This window comes from Epilithonimonas sp. (genome assembly GCF_032054305.1).
In the GTDB taxonomy this organism is placed as follows: domain Bacteria; phylum Bacteroidota; class Bacteroidia; order Flavobacteriales; family Weeksellaceae; genus Epilithonimonas.
Genome location: NZ_DAMBSX010000001.1, coordinates 720,526 through 736,966, shown reverse-complemented (window position 1 = coordinate 736,966; position 16,441 = coordinate 720,526). Strand labels below are relative to the sequence as shown.

The window sequence follows — 16,441 nt, the reverse complement described above, 5'->3', positions numbered from 1 at the left end:
TAATAAAAGAAGAGATCAGAGAGCATTCTGTTGTTAAAAATTCTATTCTCGGAAATATAGATCCATGGAAGAGGAGTCACTATGTTATTCTTTCGGAAATTATAAAAGAAGATCTATCGAAAAGGATGGAATTGCAACATAAGAAAAAGTTTGAATTAGGAACAAGTATCTCCCATATTACTTTACAAAGATTTTTTGAGAGTGATTATGATTATAAGACACATAACGATTTGCGTTTTCTTAAAACTTTGGATAAGATCTGTATATTTTTAGGATTCAGAGATCTGAACGCCTATGTCATGAATGTCAAAGAGAATGACCTTTATAACGAAAACGCTTTCAGCAAAGAGTTTACAACCGATATTGTTTATAGATATTGTCATACGAACTTTGAGTTTTTCAAAAGTTTCCCAGAATCTAGAATCGAGATTTTTGATGATCTTATTTTCCCGGAAGCACCTTTTATAGAGAGAATCAGGAATTATAGTTCTGAGCTTTGTGATAGGAATTTGAAATTATATACAAAAAATAACCGTTCCAATTTTGAAATTTTTGATTTGGATGTTCTCTCGGAAGAATCGGATAAGATTGTTGTAAAAACGCAAGAGTTTTGGAATCTTGTCTTTGTAGTGGAAAATTCTGATGAGGAATATATAGTTAATGAGCTTAATACTCAAATCTATTTTATAAAAAATAAAGACAATGTCTGGAGGATTTGGGATAATTATAACCCGAATTCTGGATTGTTAAATAATGTAATATACAAAAAGCCGTATTAATACGGCTTTTTTCGTTATTTGTGTTTTTAGAATCTTGACAATTCTTTAGCAAAGATAATAATAGTAAATCGATGAAAATAAACTTAAATGTACTTAAAAATACATATTGTGTTATTTTTATATAAAATGTTATTTTGTTATTCAGAAATTAACCTAAATCAATTTTTATTGATTTATATTTATTTTTTTTCAATAAATTTTGTCATCTATAGAGTGTGTAATCGGTTACATTTTATTTCATTTGATTGTTTTCTAATTATTTGTGTAATTAATTAAAAAATTTAATCCTTATTTTTCATATTGAATAAAACTAACAATTGTTAGTTTGTTTCTGAAAAAATGTTATCTTGGCAAACAGATAATAAAGTAAAAAAGTAAAATGTCAACACTCACTTTTGCCGAGAAAATCGCACAAGCCGAGAATTTTCTCCCAATCAACGGAACAGATTTTATAGAATTTTATGTCGGAAATGCCAAGCAAGCCGCACATTTTTACAAAACTGCGTTCGGTTTCCAGTCTGTTGCATATGCAGGCCCGGAAACTGGTGTCAGAGACAGAGCGTCTTATGTTTTGCAACAAGGAAAGATTAGATTGGTCTTAACTTCCGGTCTCAAGTCAGATTCTCCAATTTGCCAACATCAGAAAAAGCACGGTGATGGTGTTAAGATTCTTGCGCTTTGGGTGGATGATGCCTACAAAGCTTTTGAAGAAACGACTAAACGTGGTGGAAAACCTTATTTAGAGCCTCAGACTTTGACCGATGAATTCGGGGAAGTGAGAATGTCTGGAATTTACACCTACGGCGAAACCGTTCATATGTTCATAGAACGTAAAAATTATAATGGACTTTTTATGCCAGGCTACGAAAAATGGGAAAGCGACTATAATCCTTCAGATGTTGGATTGTTATACGTTGACCATTGTGTAGGAAATGTCGGCTGGGACAGAATGATTCCGACGGTGGAATGGTACGAAAAAGTAATGGGCTTTGTGAATATTCTTTCTTTTGATGATAAGCAAATCAATACAGAATATTCTGCATTGATGTCAAAAGTAATGTCCAACGGAAATGGTTATGCCAAATTTCCAATCAACGAACCGGCAGAAGGTCAAAAAAAATCTCAGGTAGAAGAATATCTGGATTTCTACGAAGGCGAAGGCGTTCAGCATATTGCAGTTGCTACCAAGGACATTGTAAAAACTGTCACAGAACTTAAAAATAGAGGTGTAGAATTCCTTTCACCGCCACCAGAAGCATATTATGAAATGATTCCGGAGCGAGTGGGAAATATTGATGAAGACATCAAAAAACTTCAGAATCTGGGTATCCTTGTGGATTGTGATGAAGAAGGTTACTTGCTTCAGATTTTCACAAAACCTGTTGAAGACAGACCAACTTTGTTCTACGAAATCATTGAGAGACACGGTGCTCAGAGTTTCGGAGCTGGAAATTTCAAAGCACTTTTCGAAGCTTTGGAAAGAGAGCAGGAGAGACGCGGAAATCTTTAAACCCAAATTATTTTCTTATATTTTTACAATTAAAGCATTATTTTTAATGCTTTAATTTTTTAATCTAATTCTAAATTCAAAAAATGAAATCCTTCATCAATTATCCTTCAAATTCCGATTTTTCAATTCATAATATTCCATTTGGAGTTTGTGTTTTCAACAAAGAATTTATTACTTGTGCTACAAGAATTGGCGATATCGTTATCGATTTGGCAACATTATTCGACCTTGGTTATTTTGAAGATATCAAAGGCTTTGAAGAAAATGTTTTCGAAGGCTACACGATCAACGAGTTTATAGAATTGGGAAAACCAATTACTAATAAAGTTCGTGAAAGGATTCAGGAATTGTTGCTGGAAGATTCTTTGCTGTCGAAAGACGAAAGAGCTTTGGAGGAATGTTTCTATAATCTGGATGAAATCCAAATGATGATGCCTTTGCACATCCCGAATTACACAGATTTTTACAGCAGCATTCAGCACGCAACCAACGTCGGAATGATGTTCCGCGACCCAGCAAATGCGTTGTTGCCAAACTGGAAACATTTGCCGGTGGGTTATCACGGTCGCGCCTCGTCCATCGTTTTATCCGGAATTGACATCACAAGACCTTGCGGACAAATCAAACCAATTGATGCTGATAAGCCGATTTTCAGTGCATCGAAACAACTCGATTTCGAATTGGAAATGGCTTTTGTCGTGAATAAAAATACAGATTTGGGAGAAAGGATTTCTGTTGCAGAAGCAGAAGATGCAATTTTTGGAATGATGATTTTCAACGATTGGTCTGCAAGAGATATTCAAAGTTGGGAATATGTTCCGCTAGGTCCATTTTTAGGAAAGAATTTCGGTTCGTCTATTTCCCCTTGGATTGTCACTTTGGAAGCTTTAAAATCATTTAAAACTGAATCTCCAAAGCAAGAACCGGGAGTTTTAGACTATTTGAAATTCGAAGGCGATAAAAATTACGACATCAATCTTCAGGTTTATCTGAAGCCAGAAAATTCTGAAGAAAATTTGATTTCCGAAAGCAATTACAAATTTATGTATTGGAATATGTTCCAGCAATTGGCGCATCATACCGTGAATGGTTGTAATGTAGAAGTTGGCGATGTTTACGCCAGTGGAACAATTTCAGGCGAAGATGAAAAATCCTACGGTTCTATGTTGGAATTGACTTGGAGAGGAACAAAACCTTTGCAACTCAAGGATGGAATTGAGAGAAAATTCATAGAAGACGGAGATACGATTACAATGAAAGCTTGGTCAGAAAAAGACGGAATCCGAGTTGGATTTGGTGAAGTGAGCGGAAAAATTTTACCAGCGATTCCATTTTAATAATTCTGAATTAGAAAATATGGAACCTTCGGAATTTTGGAGTCAAGTTGCCAACCAGTATGAAGAAAAATTTATGAATCTCAATATTTATGATGATTCGTATGATTTGTTTTGCAATAATATAAAGGCCAATTTTCCTTCAATTTTAGAAATTGGCTGTGGTCCTGCTAATATTTCAAAATATATTTCTAATAAAATTCCTGATGCTCATATTTTTGGAATTGATTATTCTGAAAAGATGATTGAATTGGCTAAAAAGAACGTTCCAAATGGAAAATTCGAAGTAATGGATTGTCGGGATATTGATAGATTTAAAGATAAATTCGATGCCATTATCAGTGGATTTTGTCTTCCATATATTAATGAAAAAGAATTAGATAAGTTTATTTCAGATATTAATAATCTTCTGAAAGATAATGGTCTCTTTTATCTGAGTTTTGTGGAAGGAAATTCCGAAGATTCAAAATTTCAAACGAGTAGCACAGGTCATCAATTATTTTTTAATTTCCATTTGCTTGAAGATATTCAGTTGAAATTGAAAAAAGTAGGATTCGCGGATTTTCAAATTTGAAAGTTAATTTTGAAAGAAGTGAAACTGAAACTGAGGTTCACACGATAATTATTGCTAAAAAGAATCTTTACCACAAAGACACAAAGATTTCCACAAGGTTCACAAATTAGAGAACTTTGTGAAAACTTTGTGAAAACTTTGTGTTCCTTGTGGTTACAAAAACAAAACAATGAAAATAATCATCCCTTCCGATATTCCTGCAATGCAATTGCAACAAATAATGCAAACAGCCATTGCGCCGAGGCCGATTGCTTTGGCAAGCACGATTAACAACAAAGGAGAAATCAATCTTTCGCCTTTCAGTTTTTTCAATATGTTCAGCACAGTTCCGCCGGTGGTGATTATTTCGCCTTCCAGAAGAGTTCGCGATAATACGACAAAACATACGTTGGAAAACCTGAAAGAAGTCCCGGAATTGGTTATCGGCAATGTCAATTTCGATATGGTACAACAGGTTTCTTTGGCTAGTACAGAATATGAAGACGGCGTGAATGAGTTCATTAAGTCAGGTTTGACAATGAAATCAGCAGACATCGTAAAACCACCTTTGATTGAAGAATCTCCGGTTAATTTCGAATGTAAAGTTTTGGAGATTAAGTCGCTTGGAAATCTTGGCGGTTCGGGAAATCTTGTGATTGCAGAAATTGTCAAAATTCATATCAATGAAAAATATCTGGATGACGCTGGAAATCTTGACCAGAAGCAATTGGATTTGGTTGCAAGATTGGGAAGTAATTTCTATTCCAGAAACAATGAAAATAATATCTTCGAAGTCCCTAAACCGCTTGTTACAAAAGGAATTGGTTACGACAAACTTCCCGAGGCAATCAAAAGAAGTGATGTTTTTACAGGTAATGACCTTGGAATGTTAGCGAACATAGAAATTTTACCGATTGGAAGTTTTTCTTCGGAAAAAGATGTACATTTATTGGCACAAAAGTTTTTAAAAAACAATGAAATCGAAAAAGCCTGGGAAATTTTAAAACTTTGAGAATGAATTAAAACTAAAACTTATAAACCAAAAACTAACCTAATAAACTATGAGAAAAACGATGTATAATACCATCATCAGTCTTCTGATTTTGGTTATTTTGGTATCTGTGATTGGAATTATCAATACTCAAGTCAGCTTGAAATATGAAACCGGAAGTTCAAAAGAATGTATTTCTATCGTTACTGGCAGAGACCTTTGTTTATGGATTAAAAGCCTCAAAATCATCATTATTATTTGTCTGATACTGACCTCGGGATTAATAAGTTTCAGGTATAAGATTATCAAGGATTAGCAATTATTTTTCCCGTTCAATTTTTAATGGATTTTGGCGAGTGTCGAAAATGTCCACGATTCTGATTTCATCTTTTACAAACTTATAAATCACTTTATAATTTCCTGTAACCAGATATCTATATTTTTGATTTAATTTTTCAAGATTCAATTCAGTTTGCCCTGATTCAGGATTTTGAATCAATTGTTTTGTAGAACCCAAAATTTGTTTGCGGATTTTATGTGCAATTTTTTTATTGGCATTTTTAGAATAATAATCAAAAATATCTTTAAGATTTTGAATTGCAAAATCTGTCCAAATGATTTTCATTACTACCAGTTTGAAGAAATTTTCTCCAACTCTTCTTGAGTTTTGAATCTTCCATTTTCAAAATCTTCTTCAGATTTGGCGATTCTTTCGTTAAGTTCCTCAATCGTAAAAGGCTTCAACTCTTTTTCAGATTGTTTGGCTTTTTTCAAAAGTTTTTCGAACTGAGAAATCAACTCCTCACTTTGAAGATTTAGAAAAGCCTGAACAAATTCTATTTTTCTCGTTTCGATATTCATTTTCAATATGTTTTAATCAAAATTACAAATTTATTCTTAATCAAATTTGAAATTAATTAAATCGTCTTCTCTCCATCCTCGCTCACAACCTGAGCCTTATAAAGCACAGAATAATAACCATTCTTAGCCAAAAGTTCCTGATGCGTTCCTTCTTCCACAATCAGTCCGTGGTCCATTACGATGATTTTGTCAGCTTTTTCGATGGTGGAAAGCCTGTGCGCAATGATGATTGAAGTTCTGTTTTTCGTGATTTTTTCAGTTGCTCTCTGGATGAGTTTCTCACTTTCGTGGTCGATAGAAGAAGTGGCTTCATCAAGAATCAGGATTTTCGGGTCAGACAGATAAGCTCTCAAGAATGATAACAATTGTCTTTGTCCCAACGAAATAGAAGAACCTCTTTCGCTAACCACATAATCATAACCGTTGGGCAATCTTTCAATAAATTCATCAACCTCAATTTCTTTCGCCGCTTTTTTGATATTTTCGAGTGTAATATCCTCATCACCCAAAGTCAGGTTTTCAAAAATACTGCCGTGGAAAAGAAAAACGTCCTGAAGCACAACACCAATATGACTTCTCAGGTTATACAATTCATAATCTCTGATATCCACATCGTCCAGCATTATCTTTCCGGAATTGATGTCATACAATCTTGTAATCAAACTGATAATTGTCGATTTTCCGGCTCCGGTCGCGCCGACAATAGCGACAGTTTCGCCAGGATTTACTGTGAAATCAATGCCTTTCAGAACTTCCTGTTTGTCATCGTAAGCAAAATGAACTTTCGCAAACTCAATTTTTCCATCAAAATGGTCTTTGGCAACGGTACCGTTATTTGGCATCGCTTGGTCTTCGTCCATCACGCCGAGAACACGTTCTGCACCGACAATTCCTCTCTGGATATTATTGAATCTATCTGCAATCTGCCTCAACGGACGAATCAACATATTGATAAACTGAATGAAAGCAATAATAACTCCTGGCGTAGATTTGATAAATCCACCATAAAATAAAATGAATCCAATGAACAATGACGAAATCAATTCAACGACAGGAAAGAATAATGAGAAGATGAAAACGGTTCTCAATAAGGCTTTTTTCAGTTCGATATTAATTTTATCAAATTTCGAAAACTCTGCTTCTTCTCTATTAAAAACCTGTATCAAAGGCATTCCTGCCAAACGTTCCTGCACAAAGCTATTCTGTGTGGATGTCCAGCTTCTTTCCAAACCAAACGCAACTTTCAGTCTTTTTTGAAAAGCTCTTGTAATGATAACCATTAGTGGAAGAATTGCTAACGAAATCATACTCAGGTGGGTATCCACCTGAAACATCGCAAAAAGAACCATCACAATTCTCAGAATGTCTCCGAAGACCATCAAAAATCCATCGGTATAAACTGTCGCAATGGTTTCTACGTCGCCAACTGCTCTCGTTACCAGGCTCCCAATCGGAGTTTTATCAAAGAAGGCAGTCCGGAAATAAATTAATTTATGATAAAGCCTTTCCCTAATGTCCCTAATCACATTTTGCGAAATAAAATTCGAGAAATAAACCAAGAAAAAGTTCAAAATAGTTTCTGCAACTACCAATCCAATCAGAAGATAGATGTGCTTCATCAGCTGCGCTTTATCCTTTAGCTGAACAATGTCTATATCGACAACATTCTTAGTAAGAATCGGTCTGTAAGTAGAAACAATTGCAAGAAAAATGGAGATGATCAGTGTGAAAATAAACCACGACCTAAATTTCATCCCGATTAAAAATAATCGTTTTACAATGTCCCAGGTATTTTGTTGTTTCATCTGTTTCTATTAATTTTTCTAAGGTCAGATGGAACACCTTTAATCATACGAGTATAATTAAAAGAAAATTTGGTAAAGAGGTGTTTCATTTTATTCTTAGAATTCCGGATGTTTTTCAGAATCGAAAAAAATCTTTGCAAAAATAAGACTTTAAAAATTGAAACGTCGACCATTAACTAAATTTATTAATAGACAGAATGGAATAAGATTTATTGCTTTTCGATCCAATTCAAAACATATTCAGCTACTTCTTCCCAACCTTTTTCGCCACAAATGAAATGACTTCTTCCTTCAAAGATTTTCAAATCCAGAATACTGTTTTTGTCTTTGTAAGAATTGGCAATTTTTGCAGTAAAGTCAGCTGGGAAAATAGCATCATTGGCACCTCCGATGAATAATAGTGGATTGTGAGCTTTCTTAAAATCAATATTGCCTATTGACTTCAAAAGTGGGTCTCTCACCAATCTTCTACTTTCCGGAGTGGCAACGGTTTCGTACAATTTGTCACTTTCTTCTCTGGAATAATTATTGAAAAATGCACGGTGATACCAGTCTTTTGTTCCAAGATAAGGACTGTTTCCTTTGAAGAAATTGAAAACCGGCCAAACGATTTTTATAGTTGACAAAGGTGCCATTACATTTTTGGGAGGAGCACCGTCTATACTTACTCCTGCAACAGCTTTGTCCAGCTCAATCAATTTCTGAACCAGTAATCCACCGAAAGAATGACCTACAACAATCGGTTTTTCTGGAAGCGTATCAATGAATTTTACAAGATTATTCAAAGTCTGTTCAAAGTTCACAGTTCTTAGTTCGGAAGGAATGTTTCTTTTTAATTCGACAGGATTTCCTGCATGCCCTGGATTGGAAGGTGTGTGAACAGTGTAACCTTGATTTTCGAAATAAGTTTTCCACTCTTTCCAGCTTGTATTATTGACGAATAATCCGTGAATCAATACGATTGTTTTTGTTTTCATAACAAGATGTTTAATTGTTTAATGTGTGTTATGCAATCGCCATTTCGTTAATGTTAATTTCTAGAAACTTTGTCAATAGCGATTTCATAATATTTATTTGTTTAAATTCTGATACAAAGGTCAGAAGATTGAACGAGGAAAACTTTAACCCAAGTTAAAATCGTATCTTTTTGAAAAATAAATATTTATGAAGTATATTATTTTCTGAAATTAAAACATAGTGTTTGTCATTCCGTAGGAATCTCAACAGTTTAGATTGACTTCGTCGAACTATTTCGTCAGGTTTCTTACGGATTGACAAACTGGCTTTATGCTGACTTGTGATTTGTATTGAAATCTGCAGCCCGCCTTCCACTCCCGCTTTTTTCTTTTTTTGAGAAAAAAGCGGGAGTGGAAGGCGGATAAAGCTGCCCAAAAATTAAATTATTTCCCCGAAAGCCTTTTCCTAATCCGACTAAGAGACGGACCTTGAATTCCCAAGTAAGACGAAATGTGATACAAAGGAACATTATTGAAAATATCAGGATGTTGTTTGATGAGGTCTAGATAACGTTCTTCTGGCGATTTCAAAAGAAAACCTTCGATTCTACTCATTGTCACATTGAAAGCTTCCTGAGCCAAGAGTCGTCCAAATTTTTCCCATTGATGCGACTTTTGATACAACGAAAGCAAATCCGTATAACGAATATAAATAATGGAAGCATCCGTCATCGCCTGCGTAAAATAATCACAAGGAATCTGATTGATAAAACTCTTGAAAGAAACCACGAATCCGTTGGCAGAATAGAGATAAACGTTCTTTTCTTCACCTGCTTTTTCGTCAATTGTATAAGAGCGGAAAACGCCTTCGACAATGAATCCAAAATAAGTACAAACTGTCCCTCGAAGATTATAAAATTCACCTTTTTTGTAATTCTTAACAAACCAAAAATCCGAAGACATCTTAAAATCATCTTCCGAAAGTCCGGCAAATTGTTGCAAAGCGAAACCTAGTTTTTCTATTTCGGTCATTAGTTTGAGATTTTAAAATGGTATTTATTTTATAATCAATCAGTTAAATTTATAAAAATAATTTTAATTCTCAATAAAAAACTCTCAAACTCTCCGACTCTCAAACACTAAAACTCATAGCCAACATCTACCAGGAAAAGACCTTGTGCAGGTGCGGAAACACCAGCTGAATTTCGGTACTTGTCTTCAATGATTTTTCGCAAATCGTTTGGCGTGATTTTTCCGCTTCCCACTTCAACCATTGTTCCGACAATTGCTCGCACCATATTTCTCAGGAATCGGTCAGCAGAAATTGTGAATTTCAATTGGTTTCCAATTTGCTCCCATTCGGCTTTGTAGATTTTACAGATATTGGTTTTGTTATCAGTGTGCAGTTTGGCGAAACTTGTAAAATCATCATATTCAAAAAGGATTTTACAGGCTTCATTCATCAGGTCGATATTCAACGGTTTTTGACGCCAATATTGCCAGGAAGAATCCTTCGAAAAAGGATTTTTTTCAAGAGAAATATAATATTCGTAAGTCCTGTAAGTCGCATTAAATCTAGCGTGCAAATCAGCAGGAACTTTAAAAATCCTTTTAACGGCGATATTTTCTGACAAAAATGAATTGAGTTTGTGAACTAAGTTCTCATCAAACTTTTGCTCGGTTTCAAAATGGGCAAACATTTTTTTGGCGTGCACGCCAGTGTCGGTTCTTCCCGCGCCAGTCGTTTTGATAGGTTCTCGGAGAATGGTTGACAATGCTTTTTCCAATTCTTCCTGAACAGAAATCTGATTGGGCTGAATCTGATAACCAAAATACACAGAACCATTGTAAGAAAACTCTATAAAATATCTCATTTCAAGGGCAAATTTCATGATTTTTTTTTAATTATAAAGAAAATCTTAATTCGTAATTTCGTGATTCTAAAAATCCTGAAAAATGAAACCACTTAAAACCAACAAACTTTCCAATCCTTCTGAATTTATCAAACTAATGGCCATCATCTTCGTTTTGGTTTCGGTTTTTCTTTTTAGTCAGAAATTGACGGAAACTCAAATTTTTGTGAATGTGGTCGTTCTGCTGATTCTTTTCATTGGATTGCAGACTACATTTGTAATTTTGTACAAAAAAGGAATTAAAACTTTGGCTTTTTGGATTATGATAATTTTGCTACTACTAGGCATTTCAGTTGCTGTGGCAATTTGGTATTTTTCAAAATATGGAATTTCCTTTCAGCTTTAATCATTAATTTAATTTTAAAATGAAACGTATTCTTCTTTTATCAGACACTCATTCTTATATCGATGACCGAATTCTTGATTACGCGAAAGACGCTGATGAAGTTTGGCATTGTGGCGATTTTGGAAATATGACTGTGATTGAAGAATTAGAAAAAATAAAACCAATTCGAGGTGTTTATGGTAATATTGACGAAGCTAAAATCAGGACGATTTTCCCGGAAGTTTTGAGTTTCCAATGTGAAGAAGTTGATGTTTTGATGATTCATATCGGAGGTTATCCTGAACGATATTCACCATTGGCGAAAAAAGAAATTGCTGAGAAGAAACCGAAATTATTTATTTCCGGCCATTCTCATATCTTGAAAGCAATGTTTGATAAAAAGAATAATCTGCTTCATCTTAATCCTGGTGCTTGTGGGAAATCAGGCTGGCACAAAGTAAGAACAATGATGCGTTTCACGATTCATAAAGATGAAATCAAAGATTTGGAAATCATTGAACTTGGCGCAAAATAAAATTCCCCTCCTTTGGAGGGGTGGCAAAATTTGGAAAATTTTGACGGGGTGGTTAATAAAATTAATATGAAAATTGGAGATTTAGTTTCTGTCATTGATGAAAATCTTCGTGGAAAGGTTCTGACAATTATTGCCAATCAGGTGAAGATTGAAGACGAACACGGCTTTACTTATAATTTTTCTAAGGATAAATTAACAATCATTGATTCCGATTTGTACGAAAATTCTCCAGTTATAAGAAAAAAAGAAACTTCAAAAGTTGTTTCGAAAAAACATAACAAAGCGCCATTGAAACTGGATTTGCATTTTAATTTTCTGGTCAAAAATCCTTCTGATTATGATGCTTTTGAAAGATTGATGATTCAGAGAGAAAAATTATTGGAAATCATTGATTTTTGCAGAAAGAATAAAATCAAGACCTTACAAATCATCCACGGTATCGGCGACGGCGTTTTGCAGAAAATGGTTTATGAAGTTTTGGAAGGCCTCACTAATGTCGAATATGACAGCGATGGCTTTTTCTATCATCAATCCGGAAATGTCGAAGTCAAATTTTTATAAAATTAAAGATTACATCGTCTTACATTGATAAGTTTTACGACTTTGTGTAACTTTAATAAATTGAATTGAGCAAAAAATCCTTGGGGACTTTGCGTTTAAATTAAAAAAAATAAAATTATGTTCAGAAAACCATTCAGTCTTATTTTAATTTTAGTGTTTGCATTCAGTTTTGGTCAGACAGAATATAAAACCGAAAGCAACATCTCTTATTATCCTGAAAAAATCAGTAAAACCGATACTTATATTAATTCCCAATGCAAACTGAATTTCTATTATCCAACCAATGTCAAAAATTTTCCAACCGTTATTTGGTTTCACGGTGGCGGATTAACAGGCGGAAATAACGAATTGCCAAAAGAATTGCTCAACGAAAATATTGCTGTTGTAAGTGTAGAATATCGTTTGGCACCGAAAGTAAAAGCGCCGGCTTATATAGAAGATGCAGCAGCTGCAACCGCTTGGGTTTTTGAAAATATCGAAAAATACGGCGGAAATAAGAACTTGATTTTCCAGTCCGGACATTCGGCGGGAGGTTATCTGGCGATGATGATTACGCTGGACAAAAAGTATCTTCAGAAATATAAAATCGATGCCAACCAGATTGCCGGACTGATTCCATTCAGCGGACAAGCTATCACACATTTTCAAATCCGAAAAGAACAAGGGATTGGGGAATTACGACCAACGATTGATCAATATGCACCAGTTTTTCACGTCAGAAAAGATGCGCCACCGATTGTTTTGATTACCGGCGACAGAGAATTGGAATTACTCGGCCGCTACGAGGAAAATGCCTATTTGGCAAGAATGTTGAAATTAGTCAATCATCCTTCAACTAAATTATTAGAAGAAGACGGGTTCGACCATGTTGCAATGGCAAAACCAGGCTTTCCGTTGTTATTAAAGGAAATCAATGAATTAACAAAAACAATAAAAACACAGAAAAATTTACAATAATGTTTACACTCGCACAAATAAAAGAAGCGCATTCCAACGTGGAAAGCGGAAAAGGATTTCCGCAATTTGCAAAAACAATCAGAGAATTGGGCGTCAAAAGTCTTGAGACTTTCGTAGAAGACGGTTCAACTAATTATCTCGGAAGTGATGATTACAAAGTGTCTGCACCGCAGCAATATGCGCCATTATTGATTTACGGGATTCCAAATCCTGAAAAATTTTTAGCCGATTTACGAAATCATCAGCAAGGCGGAACAGATTTTTTCCAGTTCTGCAAAGACTGTGCAGACAGCGGAGTTTACAAATGGATTGTCGATATCGATGCCAAGACCTGTACTTATTATACAGAAAGCGGAACAGTCATTTTTGAAGAACAAATCCCGATTTAGTTTCAATATTTAATTAAAAGCAACATTAAAATAGGATTAAAGTTCCATTATAATGTGATTAGACATCATTTTTTCTTAAAAAAAATTAACACTTTTGCCCATAGTTGTTAATTTTAAATAAGAAATTTTATGAATGTTAAACTTAAAATTCTGAGTGCTGGAGTTTTGTTTTTTACAGGACAAGCTTTATTAGCTCAGAAAACTGATACTGTTAATACAGCTAATATAGAAGAAGTTGTTATTGTTGGATTTGGTCAGAAAAAAACCATTCAAGAAGTTACAGGATCAATAAGTACAATGACAGCAAAATCAATTGACGATGTACCAGTTGCTTCTGTTGATAAGATGTTGCAAGGAAGGGTAACGGGGGTTCAAGTAGGAGCGGCATCTGGTCAGCCAGGAGGTTTTGCCAATGTTCGTGTTAGAGGAGTTTCCTCTATTAATGGAGTTAATAGCCCAATTTATATTGTTGATGGAGTGAGAGTTGCGAGTGGTGATTTAACTACCGCAAATACGACGGCTAATATTTTGGCAAATATGAATCCTGATGATGTTGAGAGTGTAACTGTCTTAAAAGATGCTGTCTCAACTGCTGTTTATGGTGCAGATGCTGGAGCTGGAGTTATTGTAATTACTACAAAGTCTGGAAAAAAAGGAAAGGCAAAATTCAATTTATCATATAATACTGGATTCAATCAACAAGCTGTAAGTAACCACAGGGCTTTTACAGGTCAGGAGTATAAAGAGTATTTGAGAGATATGCTGAATAATGGTGCAACAAATCCTAATTATACTATTGAACAAATTGCAGGTGGAGCTGCAGGAGCTACTTATGCAAGTATTTTTAGTTCACCTTATAGTACAGATTGGCAAGATATTGTGAGAAAAGATGGCTACCAACAAAATGCTGATTTAAGTATGTCAGGAGGTAACGATAAATTTACTTATTATGCTTCTGTAAATATGTTTGATCAAAATAGTATTATAAGAAACTCATTCTTCAAAAGATTATCATATACTACAAAACTGTCTTATCAGGCTACTGATAAATTGAAAATTAGTTCAGATTTTCAGATTTCTCATGGTAAGACTCGTACATTATCAGAGGGGGGAGCTTTTTCTAACCCAATTTTAGCTCAATATTTTAATAGACCAACAGATCCGGCAAGAAATCCGGATGGATCTTGGTATTGGAACCCTGCAACTGCAAGATTAAGTAATAACCAATTCAACCCGGGTTATTTATTAGAAAACAATTATGATCAAGCAGGAACGTTAAGAGCTTTTGCAAATTTGAATGCAGAATACAAAATTCTAGATAATCTAACATATAGATTTGTTTTCTCTCCCGAATATATTAGTGTAGAAGAGGATAGATATTGGAACCCAATTCACGGCGATGGATTCAATTATGGTGGATATCAGAGAACGTCTGTTAACAGATATTTTAACTTTAATGTTCAGAATATATTAGATTATAGCAAAAAATTTGGTTTACATAATATAGGAGCATCCTTGATTCAAGAAGCATATAAATCAGACAGAAAGTTTTTATCTGCAACTGGTATCACAGTTGGTAGCCCATCTTTAGAAACTCTATCTAATTTTGTTGTGCCTTATGGCTATGCTGGTAGACAGTTTATCAATTCCAGAAATGGTTATGCGATAACTGGTCATTATGATTATGATAAGTTAATTTTAGTAGATGGTTCTTACAGAAGAGATATTTTGTCTCAGTTTATGCCAGGTAAAAAGGCAGGTGACTTTTGGTCTGCTGGTTTAGGGGTAGACTTGGCAAGGATTAATTTCCTAAAAGACATTGATGCCATATCAATGCTAAAGTTTAGAGGTTCTTATGGAAAACTAGGTAATCAGATTACTGCTAACCCTTATGCATTGTTTGCCTATAATTTAAACTATAATGATACTGCAGCTGCACAATATTATAATGTTGATAATCCAAACTTAAGTTGGGAAACTGTAAACCCTTTAAATGTTGGATTAGATGTTGGTTTGTTCAATGACCGAATTAAATTAACAGCAGAATATTATAACAAGAAAACAAAAAATTTGATATACAATGTACCGCTTTCTCCTTCTCAGGGAGGAGTTATCTATAACGAAGCCACAGGAACATATACTTATGGGGTAATGGTTGATAATATTGGAACATTGGTCAATAGAGGGTTTGAATTTTCCGTAAATGCGGATGTTTTCAAGGGAGATTTTAGTTGGAGTATCGGAGGTAATTTGTCGACATTGCATAATGAAGTTACAGAACTGTATGGAGGAACTGTTAATACAGGTACAACGACTTTGAGAGTAGGAGAAGGTGTTCGTACATTCTATCTTAGAAAATGGGCAGGAGTTGATGCTGCGAATGGAGACCCGCTATGGTATGTAAATGGAGTAGGAGGCGAAACAACCAACGATTATAATACAGCTCAGCAGGCGACACAAGGTTCTTTCTTAAGTACTCTTTTCGGAGGAGCGAATACAAGTTTATCTTATAAAGGATTTTCATTAGACCTTCTATTTACTTACGGGTTTGGAGGTAAAATATATGATGATTGGGCTGCTTATACTTGGAGTGATGGTCAATACACGGCTACATATCCAGGCTATGGTGATGTTATTGGGGATTATTGGACTCCAACCAATACCAATGCAAATAACCCTAAACCCTTAGCAGGAGGGAATAAAAGATCAAATGCTGCTTCAACAAGATTTTTGTATGATTCGGATTTCATCAGATTAAGTAATGCTAGAATAGGATATACCTTTAATGGTTCTTTCCTTAATGGAAGCGGTCTTAATTCTGTGCAGGTTTATGTAATGGCAAATAATGCTTGGACTCACAGATTTGATGATAGACTTAAATTTGATCCTGAAGTTAATGTATCTGGTTATACCAACCTAGCATTACCAATCTTAAAATCTTACCTATTTGGTGTTAACCTTAGTTTTTAAAA

General features: G+C 34.6%; 18 protein-coding genes. 12 read left to right on the top strand and 6 right to left on the bottom strand.

Annotation, left to right across the window (positions count from 1 at the left end; all coding sequences use genetic code 11):
* Positions 1-125 precede the first annotated feature (125 nt).
* From RTX21_RS03345 to RTX21_RS03320, 6 genes are all read left to right on the top strand, one after another.
* Positions 126-779 carry a hypothetical protein gene (locus RTX21_RS03345; RefSeq protein WP_312765283.1) on the top strand — a complete coding sequence of 218 codons (654 nt, stop codon included), beginning with the start codon at positions 126-128 and terminating at the stop codon, positions 777-779.
* 379 nt (positions 780-1,158) lie between these two features.
* Positions 1,159-2,289, top strand: coding sequence for a 4-hydroxyphenylpyruvate dioxygenase (gene hppD / locus RTX21_RS03340; RefSeq protein ID WP_312765282.1), 1,131 nt, complete (start codon positions 1,159-1,161; stop codon positions 2,287-2,289).
* Positions 2,290-2,372: 83 nt separating this feature from the next.
* A complete protein-coding gene (gene fahA / locus RTX21_RS03335; protein WP_312765281.1) occupies positions 2,373-3,626 on the top strand; it encodes a fumarylacetoacetase in 1,254 nt (417 codons plus the stop codon).
* 19 nt (positions 3,627-3,645) lie between these two features.
* Positions 3,646-4,197: a class I SAM-dependent methyltransferase gene (locus tag RTX21_RS03330; RefSeq protein WP_312765280.1), complete on the top strand. Its 552-nt coding sequence runs from the start codon at positions 3,646-3,648 to the stop codon at positions 4,195-4,197.
* A gap of 169 nt (positions 4,198-4,366) precedes the next feature.
* Positions 4,367-5,188: a flavin reductase family protein gene (locus tag RTX21_RS03325; RefSeq protein WP_312765279.1), complete on the top strand. Its 822-nt coding sequence runs from the start codon at positions 4,367-4,369 to the stop codon at positions 5,186-5,188.
* Positions 5,189-5,237: 49 nt separating this feature from the next.
* Positions 5,238-5,483, top strand: coding sequence for a hypothetical protein (locus tag RTX21_RS03320; RefSeq protein ID WP_312765278.1), 246 nt, complete (start codon positions 5,238-5,240; stop codon positions 5,481-5,483).
* Between the two features lie 3 nt (positions 5,484-5,486).
* Here RTX21_RS03320 and RTX21_RS03315 read toward each other — a convergent pair whose 3' ends face one another.
* From RTX21_RS03315 to truA, 6 genes are all read right to left on the bottom strand, one after another.
* Positions 5,487-5,792, bottom strand: a complete 306-nt coding sequence (locus tag RTX21_RS03315) for a type II toxin-antitoxin system RelE/ParE family toxin (protein ID WP_312765277.1) — start codon at positions 5,790-5,792, stop codon at positions 5,487-5,489.
* A 2-nt stretch (positions 5,793-5,794) separates the two neighbouring features.
* Complete coding sequence (locus RTX21_RS03310) at positions 5,795-6,028, bottom strand: hypothetical protein (protein ID WP_312765276.1); 234 nt, start codon at positions 6,026-6,028, stop codon at positions 5,795-5,797.
* A 56-nt stretch (positions 6,029-6,084) separates the two neighbouring features.
* Positions 6,085-7,833, bottom strand: coding sequence for an ABC transporter ATP-binding protein (locus tag RTX21_RS03305; RefSeq protein ID WP_312765275.1), 1,749 nt, complete (start codon positions 7,831-7,833; stop codon positions 6,085-6,087).
* Positions 7,834-8,042: 209 nt separating this feature from the next.
* The gene (locus RTX21_RS03300; RefSeq protein ID WP_312765274.1) at positions 8,043-8,810 is read right to left on the bottom strand and encodes an alpha/beta hydrolase; all 768 of its coding nucleotides are present in this window, start codon (positions 8,808-8,810) and stop codon (positions 8,043-8,045) included.
* 423 nt (positions 8,811-9,233) lie between these two features.
* Positions 9,234-9,821: a Crp/Fnr family transcriptional regulator gene (locus RTX21_RS03295; RefSeq protein ID WP_312765273.1), complete on the bottom strand. Its 588-nt coding sequence runs from the start codon at positions 9,819-9,821 to the stop codon at positions 9,234-9,236.
* Between the two features lie 107 nt (positions 9,822-9,928).
* A complete protein-coding gene (truA, locus tag RTX21_RS03290) occupies positions 9,929-10,663 on the bottom strand; it encodes a tRNA pseudouridine(38-40) synthase TruA (protein WP_312765456.1) in 735 nt (244 codons plus the stop codon).
* An 82-nt stretch (positions 10,664-10,745) separates the two neighbouring features.
* Between truA and RTX21_RS03285 the strand changes: the two genes are divergently transcribed.
* The 6 genes from RTX21_RS03285 to RTX21_RS03260 all read left to right on the top strand — a co-directional run bounded on the left by RTX21_RS03285 (position 10,746) and on the right by RTX21_RS03260 (position 16,439).
* Positions 10,746-11,048, top strand: coding sequence for a hypothetical protein (locus tag RTX21_RS03285; protein ID WP_312765272.1), 303 nt, complete (start codon positions 10,746-10,748; stop codon positions 11,046-11,048).
* 19 nt (positions 11,049-11,067) lie between these two features.
* Entirely contained in the window at positions 11,068-11,562 is a 495-nt protein-coding gene (locus RTX21_RS03280) for a metallophosphoesterase family protein (protein WP_312765271.1), read from the top strand.
* Positions 11,563-11,628: 66 nt separating this feature from the next.
* Positions 11,629-12,123, top strand: coding sequence for a Smr/MutS family protein (locus tag RTX21_RS03275; RefSeq protein ID WP_312765270.1), 495 nt, complete (start codon positions 11,629-11,631; stop codon positions 12,121-12,123).
* 117 nt (positions 12,124-12,240) lie between these two features.
* A complete protein-coding gene (locus tag RTX21_RS03270) occupies positions 12,241-13,080 on the top strand; it encodes an alpha/beta hydrolase fold domain-containing protein (protein WP_312765269.1) in 840 nt (279 codons plus the stop codon).
* A complete protein-coding gene (locus tag RTX21_RS03265; protein WP_312765268.1) occupies positions 13,080-13,469 on the top strand; it encodes a DUF1398 family protein in 390 nt (129 codons plus the stop codon). Before RTX21_RS03270 ends, RTX21_RS03265 begins: the two co-directional genes overlap by 1 nt.
* 129 nt (positions 13,470-13,598) lie before the next feature.
* Entirely contained in the window at positions 13,599-16,439 is a 2,841-nt protein-coding gene (locus tag RTX21_RS03260; RefSeq protein ID WP_312765267.1) for a SusC/RagA family TonB-linked outer membrane protein, read from the top strand.
* Positions 16,440-16,441 lie beyond the last annotated feature (2 nt).